At 40.8% G+C, this 15,927-nt stretch carries 12 protein-coding genes; 7 read left to right on the top strand and 5 right to left on the bottom strand.

The window, feature by feature from the left end:
• Positions 1–438 precede the first annotated feature (438 nt).
• The 6 genes from B5X70_RS11655 to trhA all read left to right on the top strand — a co-directional run bounded on the left by B5X70_RS11655 (position 439) and on the right by trhA (position 8,054).
• Positions 439–1,098 carry a LuxR C-terminal-related transcriptional regulator gene (locus tag B5X70_RS11655; RefSeq protein ID WP_079558082.1) on the top strand — a complete coding sequence of 220 codons (660 nt, stop codon included), beginning with the start codon at positions 439–441 and terminating at the stop codon, positions 1,096–1,098.
• 45 nt (positions 1,099–1,143) lie between these two features.
• Positions 1,144–2,697, top strand: a complete 1,554-nt coding sequence (locus B5X70_RS11650; RefSeq protein WP_079558081.1) for a T9SS type A sorting domain-containing protein — start codon at positions 1,144–1,146, stop codon at positions 2,695–2,697.
• Between the two features lie 176 nt (positions 2,698–2,873).
• Complete coding sequence (locus tag B5X70_RS11645; RefSeq protein WP_079558080.1) at positions 2,874–5,675, top strand: LamG-like jellyroll fold domain-containing protein; 2,802 nt, start codon at positions 2,874–2,876, stop codon at positions 5,673–5,675.
• 163 nt (positions 5,676–5,838) lie between these two features.
• Entirely contained in the window at positions 5,839–6,213 is a 375-nt protein-coding gene (locus B5X70_RS18340; protein ID WP_232468361.1) for a SulP family inorganic anion transporter, read from the top strand.
• Between the two features lie 84 nt (positions 6,214–6,297).
• Positions 6,298–7,410: a SulP family inorganic anion transporter gene (locus B5X70_RS11640; RefSeq protein WP_317045067.1), complete on the top strand. Its 1,113-nt coding sequence runs from the start codon at positions 6,298–6,300 to the stop codon at positions 7,408–7,410.
• A complete protein-coding gene (gene trhA, locus B5X70_RS11635; RefSeq protein ID WP_079558079.1) occupies positions 7,407–8,054 on the top strand; it encodes a PAQR family membrane homeostasis protein TrhA in 648 nt (215 codons plus the stop codon). The genes B5X70_RS11640 and trhA overlap by 4 nt, the downstream gene beginning before the upstream one ends.
• 97 nt (positions 8,055–8,151) lie before the next feature.
• Here trhA and B5X70_RS11630 read toward each other — a convergent pair whose 3' ends face one another.
• From B5X70_RS11630 to B5X70_RS11610, 4 genes are all read right to left on the bottom strand, one after another.
• Positions 8,152–9,438 carry an O-acetylhomoserine aminocarboxypropyltransferase/cysteine synthase family protein gene (locus tag B5X70_RS11630; RefSeq protein WP_079558078.1) on the bottom strand — a complete coding sequence of 429 codons (1,287 nt, stop codon included), beginning with the start codon at positions 9,436–9,438 and terminating at the stop codon, positions 8,152–8,154.
• A 353-nt stretch (positions 9,439–9,791) separates the two neighbouring features.
• Positions 9,792–10,220: an OsmC family protein gene (locus B5X70_RS11625; RefSeq protein WP_079558077.1), complete on the bottom strand. Its 429-nt coding sequence runs from the start codon at positions 10,218–10,220 to the stop codon at positions 9,792–9,794.
• Between the two features lie 423 nt (positions 10,221–10,643).
• Entirely contained in the window at positions 10,644–11,924 is a 1,281-nt protein-coding gene (locus tag B5X70_RS18180) for a flavin reductase (RefSeq protein WP_198314200.1), read from the bottom strand.
• Positions 11,921–13,069: an FMN-binding protein gene (locus B5X70_RS11610; protein ID WP_079558076.1), complete on the bottom strand. Its 1,149-nt coding sequence runs from the start codon at positions 13,067–13,069 to the stop codon at positions 11,921–11,923. The genes B5X70_RS18180 and B5X70_RS11610 overlap by 4 nt, the downstream gene beginning before the upstream one ends.
• 508 nt (positions 13,070–13,577) lie before the next feature.
• Between B5X70_RS11610 and dinB the strand changes: the two genes are divergently transcribed.
• The gene (gene dinB / locus B5X70_RS11605; protein ID WP_079558075.1) at positions 13,578–14,750 is read left to right on the top strand and encodes a DNA polymerase IV; all 1,173 of its coding nucleotides are present in this window, start codon (positions 13,578–13,580) and stop codon (positions 14,748–14,750) included.
• A gap of 223 nt (positions 14,751–14,973) precedes the next feature.
• On the opposite strand, the gene B5X70_RS11600 is transcribed toward dinB, so the two are convergent.
• Positions 14,974–15,873: an IS1595 family transposase gene (locus B5X70_RS11600; RefSeq protein WP_079556234.1), complete on the bottom strand. Its 900-nt coding sequence runs from the start codon at positions 15,871–15,873 to the stop codon at positions 14,974–14,976.
• Positions 15,874–15,927 lie beyond the last annotated feature (54 nt).

Below are 15,927 nucleotides of genomic sequence, written 5' to 3'. Positions count from 1 at the left end.
TATACAGAATGATGTTTTGAATACAATGTAATACAAAAATACTCTTTTTTAGGGATAAATCCTTTTATAATTTCGGAAGGTAAAGAGATATAATTCAATGAAATGTTGAAAATCAGGGGTTAAAACCCTGATTTTTTTGAAAAAATGAATGTCATTTAGAATCTAAATAATGTTAATCTGCTTTTAATTTGATCATAATTTATAGAAATTGGTGTTATTCCGAAAGTTTGTGATTTGAGTGTAAAAAGCCATTACTTAAATTTAATGGACATTTATCCTTTTACACTATCATAGCATAAATCTACTATCTAAGAAAGAAAAGCTTACGCAGGAACTCTTGTCGAAACTGTCGGGACTGCTTAAACTCACCAATATTTCACTAAGCGGCTTTTTTTATTATTTTTGAATTTCTATTCTCATCCAATCTCTTAACTTAATATGCCTGATAAAGCTTATAAAGTAGTCGTTGCCGATTCCCAATACCTGGTAACTGAATCACTGAAGAAACTGATTGCTGAATCAGACAAATATTGTCTGATAGGAGTTGTTGAATATCTGTTTGAACTGAATGAATTGCTCCGGAAGGAAAGCTTTGACCTGTTGATTACTGATTTTGCAACTATGGATTATAACGGATTTGAATCTATTTCAGGAATGGTTCAAACCTTTCCTGATATGGGAATTTTAATTCTGACCAACCAGGTGTTGAAACACGATTTTAATGAGCTGAATAAATCAGGAATAAAAAATATTATTTGCAAAACAACCGGCAAGGACGAGCTATTCATGGCTATGGATGCCACCATCCGACGACGTAAATTCTACTCTGAAGAGGTGCTTGAAATCATCATGGATGAACCCAAAGCCAAACCAAAGAGTGAAGAAATTCATTTAACTGCAACAGAAACTGAGATTGTGAAAATGATAGCAGAAGGGATGACTACCAAGGAGATAGCAGCCAATAAAAACATCAGTTTTCATACCGTAATGACCCACCGCAAAAACATTTTTCGTAAACTTAGCGTAAACAGTAGTTCAGAATTGATTATGTATGCCATCCGGGCCGGGTGGATAGATAATATTGAGTATTATATATAGTTAGTGGTGGTGATTCACTGAATTTCTTCATCTAATTTTTGCTTTATGAATTATAAGTTTTTTGCTGTTTTTATTTTAACAGTTGTTCTTGGATTTTTTTCCTTTGTTAATGCTACTCATCTCAACGTGTTTAACGGAGAGATACCACAAGGCGACCGAATTTTTTATGTAGCGGTGGATGGTGACAATGAAAATGCCGGGACAAAAGAGAGTCCTTTTGCGACGCTTGATTATGCTGTAAGTCTTGTTGCTCCGGGAGATGTAATAGTTGTGAGAGGAGGGGTTTATGAGCACAATGATATTATTCGTATGAATGAGCCCGATGGGACTGCATCTAAACCAATTGTTGTAACTGCATACCCGGGTGAGGTTCCGGTTTTTGATTTTAATTCACAACCCAAAGAGAGAAATTATCATGGCATGAGATTAAATGCCAGTTATTGGCATTTAATTGGGTTAACCATTAAAAATGCTTCTCATAACGGAATCAGAATGGATGGAAGTCATAATATTCTTGAACAATTAACAGCAACAGGGAATCACGATACAGGAATTCATTTAGCAGGGAGCGCTTCTCATAATTTAATTAAGAACTGTGATTCTTATCTGAATTTTAATTATGACGTAGAAAGAACCCCAAGGATAGGTAATAATGCAGACGGATTTGGCGTTAAATTTAATGACATTGGTCCTGGTAATCGTTTATATGGTTGTCGGGCGTGGGAAAACTCTGACGATGGATATGATTTTTGGCGAGCCTTAGAGACCATAATCGTTGAAAACTGTTGGGCTTTTGGAAATGGAGATCCGGCTTCTTTCGGCAATCCTGCAAACTTTGATGGTGGTGGTAATGGATTTAAACTTGGAGGTAATCATGAACCTGGACCTCACATCATCAGACGCAGTCTTGCCTTTGATAATAAAGGTAAGGGTTTTGACCATAACAATAACACGGCACCTTTAACATTGCTTCATAATACAGCCTATAACAATGATCGTAATTTTAGTTTCCCTCGAAACCCGGATAGCGGGCAGTCTGTTTTTAGAAATAACTTGAGTGCTAAGGCTCGTGTTTTGGCTGAAATGCCTTCAAATGCAATTTTAGTAGGTAATAGTTGGCAACAAAATGTAGCAATCACAGATGATATGTTTGCGAGCGTTAATACTGCTCTTGCTGCCGGGCCTCGTGAAATAGATGGCTCGTTACCGGAAATTGATTTGTTGAAACCTGTTCCGGGAACGGTTATTATTAATGGCGGTGTTGATTTTGGCGAACCGTTTTATGGAACAGCACCTGACATGGGAGCTTATGAGCTAGAGTCTGATGACGATGCGACTTCCGTTTCCGAAATGAAACAAAATGATAAGATCGTGTTTTCGAACCCTGTTGAGAATGGGGTTCTATGGATTAAGTTTAGCGAGATGGCGGAAGTCTCAGTTGTCAGGATTTATGATTTAAGTGGAAATCTTGTCACTGTGAGAAATGTTATGGCCGGATCGCAAATCTTGGAAATAAATATAAGCGTACTCCCGGGTATATATATATTACAGATAGAGAGTAATAACGGATCTGTCATGGATAAAATTATTGTGAAATAGATTGTTCTGATGGTTATTCAATACTGAAAAAGCCTTTATGCAGCAACTTGCTGCATAAAGGCTTTTTTTACATCTCGTATTAATGTGAATTTATTATAGTTGTTTGTGAAATTTGTGACATTCATTATCGCGACGTTCTGTTAATTTTGTTTGTAAAAATTGAAATCTTTATAATTATGAAAAATCATTATCTGTCTTTGGCGATTCTGGCTTTCTTGTTCTTTCATTATCCGTCAACAAGTGCTCAGAAAGCCAATTCAATGAAAGAATCTGAAAGTACAAGCAACAATCTCAGAACTCATCAAATCCCGGACCGTTCTTTATTCTTTAATCTTTTTGATGCCGGTGTCTCAATGCCGATAATTTGGGGGTTAGATTTAGCCTGGCTTAGTGAATCAAATATAAGAAGAGGAGTTGCATTTATGGGGGAAGATAAGGTTGATCTGGTTCGATCCTCTTTTACCCCAACAGCACCATTAATTGATGGCGAATTGCAGGCAGAAGAGATGGCAATTCTTAATGAACGGTTACGGATCATTGATCTATTGCCATCCACCACTCAAGTTGTTCTGAATTGTGATCATCCCTCTGTCGATCCATGGTTCAATGGTAATGCAGAGCATTGGGCTCAGTTGATAGATGTAACTACCAGGCTCCATCAGGAACATGGACGTACCGTCGTTACCGTTTCTCCTTTTAATGAGCCTGATTATGGATGGGGACAGGGATTAGTTACTGATTTTTATAATATTGCAGGATTATTGAGAGAAAACCCTCGTTTTGAGAACATCAGAATTTCGGGAGGAAATACCCTTAATGCTGATCAAGCATTGGTTTGGTATAATCAATTAAAGGATAGGTTAGATGAAGGAAATACACACCAATTAGCCGGGAGCTTTAATAATTACGCATTATTTTTTGAAACAGTGAGAGCCAATGGACACCACGCCACGAATGATGAGCTACACAATGTGATGGAAGCAATGGTTGGTGTTGAATATGGAATGCAAACCGGAATATGGTGGGGTACTGCCGAATATGCACGTGGTGAGTTTGTAAAGGCAAGTGATGGAGAGCGTTTAAGTTATGCTGAACACCGACCTAATTGGACTGCGGCTTCGGTTTACAGATCTCCTGAAGGTAAAATACAGGCTTTTGGCGGAACGTCTGAAAGACAGGCAGTAACCACCTCTTATCGCTTTGTTTCGAAAGAGATGGATGTTTTTTTTGATGGACACGGGCCTCAACGGGAATACACCATGGTGTTGCCGGGAGGAACAGGCTACCAACAAGGACAAACCAATGCAGAACGGGTGGTTAATATTACCTGGGGTGACGATATTCAACCGTTAATAGATGGACAATATGTAATTGTTAATAGAAACAGCCGAAGAGTGATGGAGGTGGCTGGCGGATCCACCAATCCCGGATCAAATTTAAGGCAGGGAACGTTTATAAATGCAGGTTACCAGCAGTGGAATGTTACTCCGGCAGACTCAAGGATCGGCGGCGACTTTAGTTACTTTACCATTACAGGTGTTCATAGTGGCCTTGCACCGGATGTACTTAATTGGTCCCTTGAAGATGGAGCCAATGTCATAGTTTGGAATGATGTAAAAGGAGGAAATCAACAATGGTATCTTGAATATGCTGAAGATGGTTGGTTTTATATCCGAAGCCGGCATAGTGCAAAGTGTCTTGAAATAGCCAACTCCAGTACAGCTAATGGTGCAAGTATTGTTCAGGGAACTAAAAATGGGAGAGCCAACCAACAATGGCGATTTATTCCCGTTGGCGCACCACTAGAATTCAACGCCCCGGAAGCTCCTCAAAACCTCACCGCCATTGCAAATGCAACTTCTGTGAGATTGGAATGGACTCCGAGTGGTGATGCAGATGTTGCCGGTTATACCATTCTAAGATCAGACCCAGAAACTGAATCTTATAATACAATTGCCCGAAATGTTACATCCACTTCGTTTGTTGATAATTCTGTTAAAGTTGGAGTTCAATACCATTATGTGGTCAGGGCGAAGGATTACTCCCTGAATCGCTCCGATAACTCTAATCAGGTAGTTGCTTCTGTCCATGGGGATAATGATCTGGTTGCTCACCTTCTTTTTGACGGGAATACGTTTGATAATACCGAAAATTTAAACCACAGTGCAACTTTTGGAGGAGTTTCATACATCGAAGGAAAAGCAACTAATGAAGCCATACGACTCAATGGAACCAATGCCTTTATTCAGTTGCCCTATACCATAGCGAATCACCGTGAAATCACTATAGCTACATGGGTCCATCCCAATAGAAATGCTATGTGGCAGCGTATTTTTGATTTCGGAAATGGAGAAGATGAGTATATGTTTCTTACAACAGAATCGAATGCACAAGAACTGCGTTTTGCAATCAAAAGTTATGGTGAAGAGCAACGATTAAATGCCCCAATGCTGCCACTTGGAGCATGGTCTCATGTTGCCATTACCTTAGCTGGCTCAGAGGCGAGATTATATGTGAATGGTGACTTGGTTGATGAGTCAGATAACTTTTCCATTAGTCCAATGGATATTAAGCCTGTTTTAAATTATATTGGTCGAAGTCAATATCCAGACCCATTATTTGGTGGAGCAATTAATGATTTTAGAATTTATAATTACGCACTATCTGATTTTGAAGTGAGTTCAATTTCAGAAATTGTTCCTAATCGTATTAATGAATTTGATCAAACCAAGAATCGGACTTTAGATGTTTGGCCGATACCAACATCAGATATTCTATATATAAGTTATAATTCAGGATATACCGAGATGATATCCATAAGCTTGTACAATTTAAGTGGAGAATTAATTTTGCAACAGAGTTTCACAAATCAAAGCGAGGTGAAGTTAAATGTTTTTGGACTTTTGTCCGGAGTCTATGTCCTGAGATTTACAAGTCAAAATGAGTCTGTTGTTGAGAAAGTTATTATAGAACGTTGACATGCACTTTTTGATTTATAATGTTTTTAGAGAAATAGCACGAATACTGTCTGCTAGTTTTTTTGTATAGGATGTTCTTTCTTTTGTAAGTTTTGTTAATTTTGCACCTCAATTTCGATTGGGAATTGCTAGTTGAAGATTACAAAATTAAAAAACAACCTGAATGAAGGAATTACTGAATTTATTTGACTACAGACAAAAAATTGATTACAAGACTGAGATACTAAGTGGAATTACAGTGGCCATGGCTTTGATACCCGAAGCCGTGGCTTTTTCATTAATTGCCGGTTTATCCCCGCTTACCGGTTTGTATGCCGCATTTACAGTAGGATTAATCACTTCTATTTTTGGAGGCCGACCTGGCATGATTTCCGGAGCCACAGGAGCCATTGCTGTTGTAATAGTTTCTCTGGCATATTCTCATGGTGTTGAGTATGTGTTTGCAGCAGTGGTGTTGGCCGGAATACTTCAAATGCTTTTTGGAGTGCTTAAACTTGGTAAGTTCATCCGTCTGGTACCACATCCCGTGATGTTTTGATTTGTGAACGGCTTGGCCATTATCATATTTATGTCACAGTTGGACTAGTTCAAAGAGCGCGGTTTAGGCGGGGCTCTACAATGGATGACTGGAGAGCCTTTGTTTGTGATGTTGGGTCTGGTTTTTTTGACCATGGTTATTATTTGGTTGTTACCCCGGTTTACAAAGGCAATTCCTTCATCATTGGTTGCCATTTTGGTAATTTTTGCCATCGTTGCCGGATTGAACATTGACACTACAACAGTAGGGGATATCGCTTCAATTCAGGGAGAATTTCCTCCTTTCAATATCCCAAAAGTGCCATTTACCTTAGAAACCCTGCAAATTATTTTCCCCTACGCGGCCATTGTTGCAGGTGTAGGATTGATTGAGAGTTTGCTTACCATGAATTTGGTAGACGAAATTACCGGAACCAGAGGTTGGGGAAATAAAGAATCTTTTGCACAGGGAATGGCCAATTTTACAACCGGATTTTTCTCCGGCATGGGTGGATGTGCTATGATAGGACAGAGTTTAATTAACACTTCAAATGGTGCGCGGGCTCGTTTGTCCGGCATTGTGGCGGCTGTAATGCTGTTGGTTTTTGTGATGTTTGGTTCGGGATTGATAGAAAAAGTTCCCATGGCAGCGCTTACGGGCTTGATGATTATGGTTGCAATTGGTACCTTTGAATGGGCTAGTCTAAAAGTTTTTGGCCGAATGCCTAAATCCGACATTCTCGTAATGGCTGTTGTTACGCTGATTACGGTGTTCTTGCATAATCTGGCATTGGCTGTCCTGATTGGAGTGATTATTTCTGCACTGATTTTTGCATGGGAAAACGCCAAACGCATTCGCGCCCGAATGCATGTGGATGAAAATGGTGTGAAGCATTATGAGATTTTTGGCCCCTTGTTTTTTGGTTCGGTGATGGCTTTTAATGAGAAGTTTGACATAGCTAATGACCCGGAACAAGTCATCATTGATTTTAAAGAGAGCAGGATAACAGATATGAGTGCCATTGAGGCACTCAATAAACTTACTGAAAAGTATGCCGCTGCCGGTAAGAATGTTCAGTTGAAGCATTTGAGCCGTGACTGTTATCAGTTACTTCAAAATGCCGATAAAATCATTGATATCAATATAATGGACGACCCAACCTATAAAGTGGCACTTAACATCAAGGATAAAAAGAAACTGGAAGAACGAAAAAAATGAAAAGTACAACAGCCATAACAACATACAGTCCAGCTGAGGAGAAACTAAATGTTCGGAGCCATGCTGTTGGTATTTTGTTTGCTGTTGTAGCTATTGTGTTACTAATGTTGAGAGCCGCTTCCATTGGTGATGTATGGCACTGGGTGGCTTACACCATTTATGGTGTAAGCATTTTTACCGTTTTTCTGGCTTCAACGCTATATCATAACTCGAAAAAAAACACTCAAAGACTTCGGCTCAAAGTATTCGACCACGCAGCCATTTATCTGTCCATTGCCGGCACATACACGCCGTTTACCCTGATAACTCTTCGTGGTGGGTGGGGGTGGACTATTTTTGGCATTGTTTGGGGCATTGCCATTGCAGGCATAGTTCTGAAAATATTTTTCGCAGGACGATACAGACTATTATCCACCATTGGCTATGTAGCCATGGGATGGATTGTGGTGATTGCCATCAAACCACTCATCAACAACCTGCCCTTTGCAGGTCTTATGTGGCTTGCTGCAGGTGGGTTTCTGTACACTTCAGGTGCTGTAATTTACCAGATTAAACGTATTCCGTTCAACCATGCGATTTTTCATTTTTTTGTTTTAGGTGCCGCTGTTTGTCACTTTATCGCTGTTTACTTCTATACAAGTTAATGAAATAATTAATTATTAGGGTTTAAGCAATGAGGGCTTCACTAAAAGTGAAGCCCTCATTTGATTCAAATATTCCTTATGTGGTATAAACTAGTTGTTAAATCTTATCCAGAGCCTGTTCCAAATCGGATTTGATGTCGTCAATGTGTTCAATTCCTGCCGATAACCTTAACACACCCGGAGCAACACCTGCTTTAATTTGCTCCTCTGCACTTAATTGTTCGTGCGTGGTGGAAGCGGGGTGGATGATTAATGTTTTAGCATCTCCAACGTTGGCCAGGTGACTGATAAGTTGCAGACTGTTGATGACCTTGTCTGCAGCATCTTTTCCTGCTTTTACTTTGAATGAAAGCACTCCGCCAAATCCATTCTTGAGATATTTTTTTGCTAGGTCATGGTATGGACTGGATGGTAGGCCGGGGTAGTAAACTTCCTCAATTTTTGGATGTTTCTCTAGCCATTTGGCAAGTTCCAGTGCATTGTCCACTGTTCTTTGAACTCGCAGGGACAAGGTCTCTAAACCCTGAATCAGCTGAAAAGCGTTGAATGGACTCAAAGCAGCTCCGTAATCGCGTAATCCTTCCACTCTTGCCCGAATGGCAAATGCGATGTTGCCAAAAGGACCCTGGTCACCAAATACTTCCCAGAATTTAAGGCCATGGTAACCTTCCGATGGTTCGGTGAATTGAGGGAATTTTCCGTTGCCCCAGTTAAAGTTACCAGCATCAACGATGACTCCCCCTATAGAGGTTCCATGTCCTCCAATCCACTTGGTTGCCGACTGAACCACTACGTTGGCTCCATGCTCAATGGGGCGGAAAAGGTAACCGCCTGTACCAAAGGTGTTGTCCACAACTAATGGTATGTTATGCTTTTTAGCGATGGCTGCAATGGCGTCAAAATCCGGAATGTTGAAACGAGGGTTACCAATGGTTTCCAGAAAGAGAGCTTTGGTGTTTTCGTCTATCTGTTTTTCAAATTCTTCTGGTTTGTCGCCATCCACAAATTTCACTTTGATGCCCAGACGTTTAAATTGCACTTTAAACTGGTTATAAGTGCCACCATACAGGTACGATGTAGAAACAATGTTGTCGCCTGCCTCTGCCAGATTGGTAATGGCCAGAAATTGAGCAGCCTGTCCCGATGAAACCGCTACGGCAGCCACTCCACCTTCAAGTGCCGCGATGCGTTTTTCAAACACATCGGTGGTGGGGTTCATGATGCGGGTGTATATGTTGCCGAACTCTTTCAGGCCAAACAGGTTGGCAGCGTGTTCGGAATTATTAAATACGTACGAAGTAGTTTGGTAGATGGGTACTGCACGTGAATTGGTGGTGGGGTCTACTTCCTGACCTGCATGCAGTTGTAAAGTTTCAAATTTCATAATCTATTGGTTTTTTAATGTTTATAGTTTAATGTTGTTTAGTTATGGCTGTATTGAATACAATTAACCCCGATAGGGGTTATATAAAATAAAAATAACTGTGAGTAAAACTTACGGCTAAAACACTCCCAAAACATTCAACCCCGAATGAGGTTGAACCCTTCCAGTGTTCTTCCTCTGATGAAGTTCTCCCCTTCTTGTTATACCAGAGTATTGAGATATAATCCCGTCAGGATTAACTAAATGACATTGGCTTAAATTAAAAAGTGTGGGAAACCACACTTTTTATATACACATTTGTCTAAATAATCATCTGTAAATCTATTGACCTCTCGACCTCTCGACCTATTAACCTAATAAACCGATGCAAATTTGCTAAAAGCTATAGAAATCGGAGCGTCGGAGTTACTGAGTTCACCCTCTGAAGAACAACGTTCCCTGATGATTTGTTCCCACCGAGATAGCTTTTCATCGTCAGAGTCGGAATAAACCTGAAAATTGACGTTGATATCCTGAAATTTATGGTTTGTGGTAGGAGTGCTCTGATTAAATGAGAAACTCACTTTGCCGGATATTTCTACCCATAGCTTGTTGAGTTTTATTCCCAGTTCTTTAGCAACAATGTGTGCCATCATGTTTAAACAACCAGCTTGTCCGGCCAAAGCCTGTTCAACAGGGTTTTTCTGAATGTTGGTTCCTCCCAGGTTTACCGGTTCATCTATCACCAGACTAAAGAGGCGGGCATCATTGCCGTTTTGTGTTGAAATGGTTGAATGTGTCATGATGAATTGTTTTAGTTATTATTGATATTACAAAGATGGAGGCTTTTGCTGTTTTGTGAAATCCCACAGATGAGGCATTTTATATACCATAAATGTGGGAGGGAGGGGAGGGAAACAGGAGAACGGAGACCGGAAATTGGAGATGGGAGACTGGAAAATGGAATGGTGATAAGGTGACAAGGTGATAAGGTGGGATGGTGAATGGAGACAGAAGATGGGCGAGAGGGTAACAAGGTAACAAGGAGAAAGGGTGGTAGGAAAACGGAAAGCGGGAAAGGGGGAGTTTAAAGTTTAAAGTTCTGGTTTGATGGTAATTGAAGTTCATTTGCTTACTGATTACTGCTCCCTGAATTACTGAAACATTATTAACTAAAAAATCCGCAAGCCATGGAGTGACTTGCGGATTTTTGATGTCTAAAATTTTTACCACTTGTTCCAGTGTAAAATGGATTCGTCCCATTTGTCTTTGTGTTTATCGATGCCTGTTGGGTAGCCAATGGCTATCACATTAAGAGGAACGATATTCTCGGGTAAGCCAAGAATCTGTTTTACGGTTTCTTCGCGCTCTTTAACCGGATGCACGCCTGTCCAAACGGCACCTAACCCCATGCTTTCGGCTGCAAGGAGTATGTTTTGAGTGGCTGCCGAACAATCTTGTACCCAGTATGCCTGCTCGATTCCCGAAAGTGCTTTATCCAAATCACCACCCACCATAATGGCGCCTGTAGCTTGCTTAAGCATGCGTGCGTAGGGCAATACCTCGGCGAGTTTATCGAGCGTTTGGCGGTCGTCAATGGCTACAAATGCCCATGGGCGTTTATCAACAGCTGTTGGGGCTGCCATGCCGCTTCTTACAAGTTCGGTCAGTTGAGCTTTGGTTATTTGTTGATTCGTGAAATTGCGAACGCTTTTGCGGTTGTAAATGGTTGCAAGGGTGTGGTTAAAACTTTCTGACCGGGGCTCAAATTCCGGCTCCATATCATCCATGAAGACTTTAAAAGCATCACTCTGTTTCCCCAATAAAGGCCCAAAACCATAGTAAGCATTCCCTTCGTATAAAATGGGTTGCATTTTTTCTACATCTACACTTCCATCTTCTTTTAAAAGATGAGAATCTATTCTTGTATCAATCACTTTGCCTATGAATTGAACATGCGAACCAAGGTTAATGGTTTGTGTTACTTCGCACTCAATTACAATGGGAAACTCCTCTATGTATGGCGCATTTACGTAATCGCCCTTAACAGGGGTGAGTCCCAAAGAGACAAATTTATTCTCATCGCGCCCTGAAATGTTTCCTACGTAATCCATATGAGCCAGGTATTTAGCCGACGGTACATTAATGGTAAAACTGCCAGTTTCCATAATGTTGCTATACGATAATGTTGCTGGACGCAATGATATTCCGACACTTATTGGATGAGAATTTACAATTCCTGCCCATGCTGCCGTCATAATATTTGGCTGGCCATCGGCACCATATGAGCCTATCACCAGTGCTGGTTTAGGCATAATCCAACCACGGGCACCTACTGATACTTTTTCGGATGGCTGGGGCGGCAGTTCTGATTCATACGTTGGTACATGAACCAAAACCGGAGCTGATTCTTCTACAATGTTTTTATCGGTTTTAGTTATCTGAATAACTAAAACAACTATGATAGCCGCAAGTAGCAGGTTTAAAAGTGTTGATGTATTCTTCATTGTTTTTCAATAACAGGTTTAACAATATCAATGGCGCAACCGGTGGGGCAAAACTGACACCATGGGCGATTAAAGAATATGGAGAGGACAATGACAACTCCACCAAAAAGAAGCATAAATGTGGTCGCCACAGAAAATGAAAATGCCATAAAAGGTTCCATACTCGACAGGGGAAGTGAAATCCCCAGCAATATAGCAACCCAAACAAAGGTTAAATACACTGTTCTTAAATGTATTACCGATATTTTTATGTTTATGGAACGCTTTTTAATTGGTGACATTTTTGAAACAAGCATTTGCAAGGCTCCCATTGGGCAGAGGTAGTTGCAATAGTACTTTTTGTGTCCCAACAGAGCCATGACCAATGCCAGTAGCAAAATGACAATTAATTCAAAATTCGTTTGCCACGGCAAACCGTTAACCAGCCAGGTATGAAAGGCTCCCACAGACAACATTTGCTTTAACCATATGCCCATAATTAATACCACGCCAGCCAAATAGTAATAGTAAAACTTGCGCAATCGTTTACCAATGGTTTGCATTAGTGAAATTACGATTAGAATCAGTATTAAAGCAATTTGAATGCCTCTAACCACTGAAAATGGTTGCCTTTGCGAGGCAACTACCAGATAATTGGCAACCGTTTGGTTAAAGGTGTTGATTATGGCAGTACTGCTCCGGGTAGCACCCGAAACGGCATCAACCTGTTTTTGTACCACAAGAGTATCTAAAGCCATGCCACTCCATTCAGACAGGAGTCCTGTTTCTCTGATGTGCTCGATGTAATGAGATGTTTCGCCATTTGGTAACAGGTAAACACCAGTTATTATTTTATCCTCAGATAATGAAATGACCAGTGGAACTTCACCGGCATAGCCCGAATAACGGGCATCAAGCTCTTCGGATACCAATGCATATCCCAACAAACCCCCTTCGTTATCGTAAACCGAAAAACTTTGGTCGCTGTTCGTGTTAAACGATTCAGCCAAAGGAAAAGCATCCTTAAAATCAGCCAAAGAGTACTCCTTAACCTCCACTGGTTTTAACCACTCAAAAGAAGCGCCTGCTCTTATGGCAATAGCTATTAGAAGCAAAATAATGGTCGAATAATTAATGATGGTTTTAAAAGATAATCTTTTACTCATTGTTTTATTTTTATTGTTTTGCTATTCCGATTCAGTTTTTGCGATACCAATAGAGGTGGAGAGGAATTTTGCTTAGGGCAACCCTTCAAGAAAACGAAGTGTTGGTTTGGGGTACAAATGTACATTTTTTTTTGCCATACGCATTCCGTTCTCCTGTTTCCGCTTTCCGTTTTCCTCTTGGGATTACCCTTATTATGTCTTATGTGTTTCAAAAATCGACCACAATGTCCACAAAGGTTTACACAATGTTCTCAATGTTATTCTTTGTGTGCATGGTGGTTCAAAGTTTTAAGTTTAAAGTTGAGGGTTGAGTTAACATAGAACCTTAAACTTAAAACTTAAAACTCCCGTCTTCAGTTTCCGTCACCTTCCCACCCTGTTACCTTCCCACCTTTCCTTTTTCCGGTCTCCTGTCTCCGATTTCCGTTCTCCGGTTTCCATTCCCTTGCTCATTTTATTAAAATTGATTATATTGAAATCGTAATAAAGATTAATATATAATCAAAACATGGTTTCTGATTACAATTATCAGTTTGATAACCGGCACATTGTTCATATTGATTTGGACACCTTTTTTGTGTCGGTGGAGCGGTTGCAGAACAGTGCCCTTGATGGCGTGCCGGTGATTATTGGCGGTTTGTCTGACCGGGGTGTGGTGGCAGGATGCAGCTACGAATCACGTCGTTTTGGCGTGCATTCGGCCATGCCCATGCGCATGGCTCGCCAGTTATGCCCGCAGGCGGTTTTTATCCGGGGAGATATGGACACTTACAGTCGTTTTTCTAATCTGGTGACAGAAGTTATTGCCGACAGAGTACCGCTTTACGAGAAAGCTTCCATCGACGAGCATTATCTTGACTTAACGGGAATGGACCGTTACTTTGGTTGCTATAAATTTACGCACGAGTTACGGGAAACCATCATCCGCGAAACGGGGCTTCCCATCTCCTTCGGACTGTCGGTAAATAAAACTGTGTCAAAAATAGCCACAGGCGAGGCAAAAAAAGGAACCACCAGGGAATTGTACGTCGAAGCTCCACGGGTTAAGCCATTTTTAAACCCTCTGTCTATTAGTAAAATTCCAATGCTGGGGCCAAAAACTTATCGTTTGTTGCGCTCCATGGGGGTGGATAAAATAGAAACGTTGAGCCTTGTCCCTCCCGAAATGATGGAGCGGGTGTTGGGAAAAAACGGCATTGTATTGTGGCAAAAAGCCAACGGCATCGACCCTTCGCCCGTGGAGCGATACTATGAACGAAAATCCATTGGCACGGAGCAAACCTTTGAGACAGATACCACCGATTTCCGATTTTTGAATGATTGGCTTCTGAAAATGGTGGAAAAACTGGCTTTTGAGCTTCGGGTGCGTAATAAGTTGACCGCATGTGTCACCGTCAAAATCCGGTACGCGGATTTTGACACCCATACCATACAAAAACGTATCCCTTACACCTCTTTCGACCATGTTCTCATGCGTGAAGCACGGGAGTTGTTGCTGCGGCTTTATAAACGGCGGGTATTGGTACGATTACTGGGTGTTAGGTTTACTCACCTGGTATCAGGCAGTCAACAACTGAACCTGTTTGAAGATACTCCTGAACAGGTCAATCTTTATCTGGCCATGGATCGCATACGTAAGCGGTTTGGCAAAGATGCGGTGGGTAGGGCGGTGGGGGGATAAAGTTTAATGTTCGAGGTTTAAAGTTTTAGGTTGGGGAGTTTAGGGTTGATGGTTGTTGTGAAAATGAGTTGTGTGGTTGGAGTTCTGCTTTCAGGGCGGTAAGGTTTGATGTTCGAGGTTTAGTAACTGTTTAAATTTAGTTGTATGCGGTCTAGAATATTTCTAAGATGTCAGGGCTACGCCCCTATTTATTTTATTGGTATAGGCGTTTAAGCCGCCCAAGTTAATTAACTGATTGTAAACGAATAGGATTATTGAAAACCATTCTTTTTATGAGTGAATCGAATATTGTATCCATATTAGACCGCCTATTGTATCTGAAATGGTACTCATCAAGGTATCCTTGAAGACGGTCTTTGCTGCAATGGTGATGAATCCCTCGTAACCATCCTTTGAGGTTCATTATGTGGATATGGATATCCTGAAAACTTTTCCCGTTTTCTGATTTTAGTTGCTCCAGATTGGGATAAGTCTTTTTTAGAGGAATATACCCTTTCCACTCATCGGTTATGACTTTTGTGTCCTTGCTGATGTATGTTTTAAAGAATGGCTGAAAGGAAGCAGCAGAAGCATTGTCGATGCATTGAGCATAGGCACGTCCAACACCGCCCTCAACAATCTCGAGGGCGACAACTACAAGCTTTTTGTCTCCTTTGCTTCGACCTCGTTTGCCTTCTTCCTCCCCGCCGATATAGAACTCATCAACATGAGCTATACCGTTGATTGTATGCTGTTTGCTGCTTTGCATGGCTTGTTGAATTTTCCATTTAAACTCCCAACAGGTCTTTTGGCGCAATTCAAATTCCTGAGATAACTCTAAGGAAGACATTCCTTTCTTCTTGGTGCTTATCTTAAAAGCAATGTGAAAAGCTAAGTGCAAAGAAAATTTACATTTGTCGAACATGGTTCCTGCAGTTGGACTTTCATCATATTTGCATTTCATGCATCGTCTTGAAAATGGTTTTACGCCTTTGTAATACTTTGTATGATTACATTTTTTGCATTGATAACCGTTCTCGAACCATTTGACATCAGCCAGATAACGGTAGCAATCATTTTCAGAAGGAAACGCATTATAGAACTTAATTGAGTTCACGCCTTTAAATTTATTTCGTTCATTCATGCTACTAAAGTAGCATTAAAAAAAATATTGGGCGGTCTAAGCGCCTATACCAAT

Source organism: Alkalitalea saponilacus (assembly GCF_900168165.1).
Classification (GTDB): Bacteria; Bacteroidota; Bacteroidia; order Bacteroidales; family Marinilabiliaceae; genus Natronoflexus; species Natronoflexus saponilacus.
Note: the sequence above shows the minus strand (reverse complement) of the source record. Positions and strands in the feature narration are given on the sequence as shown.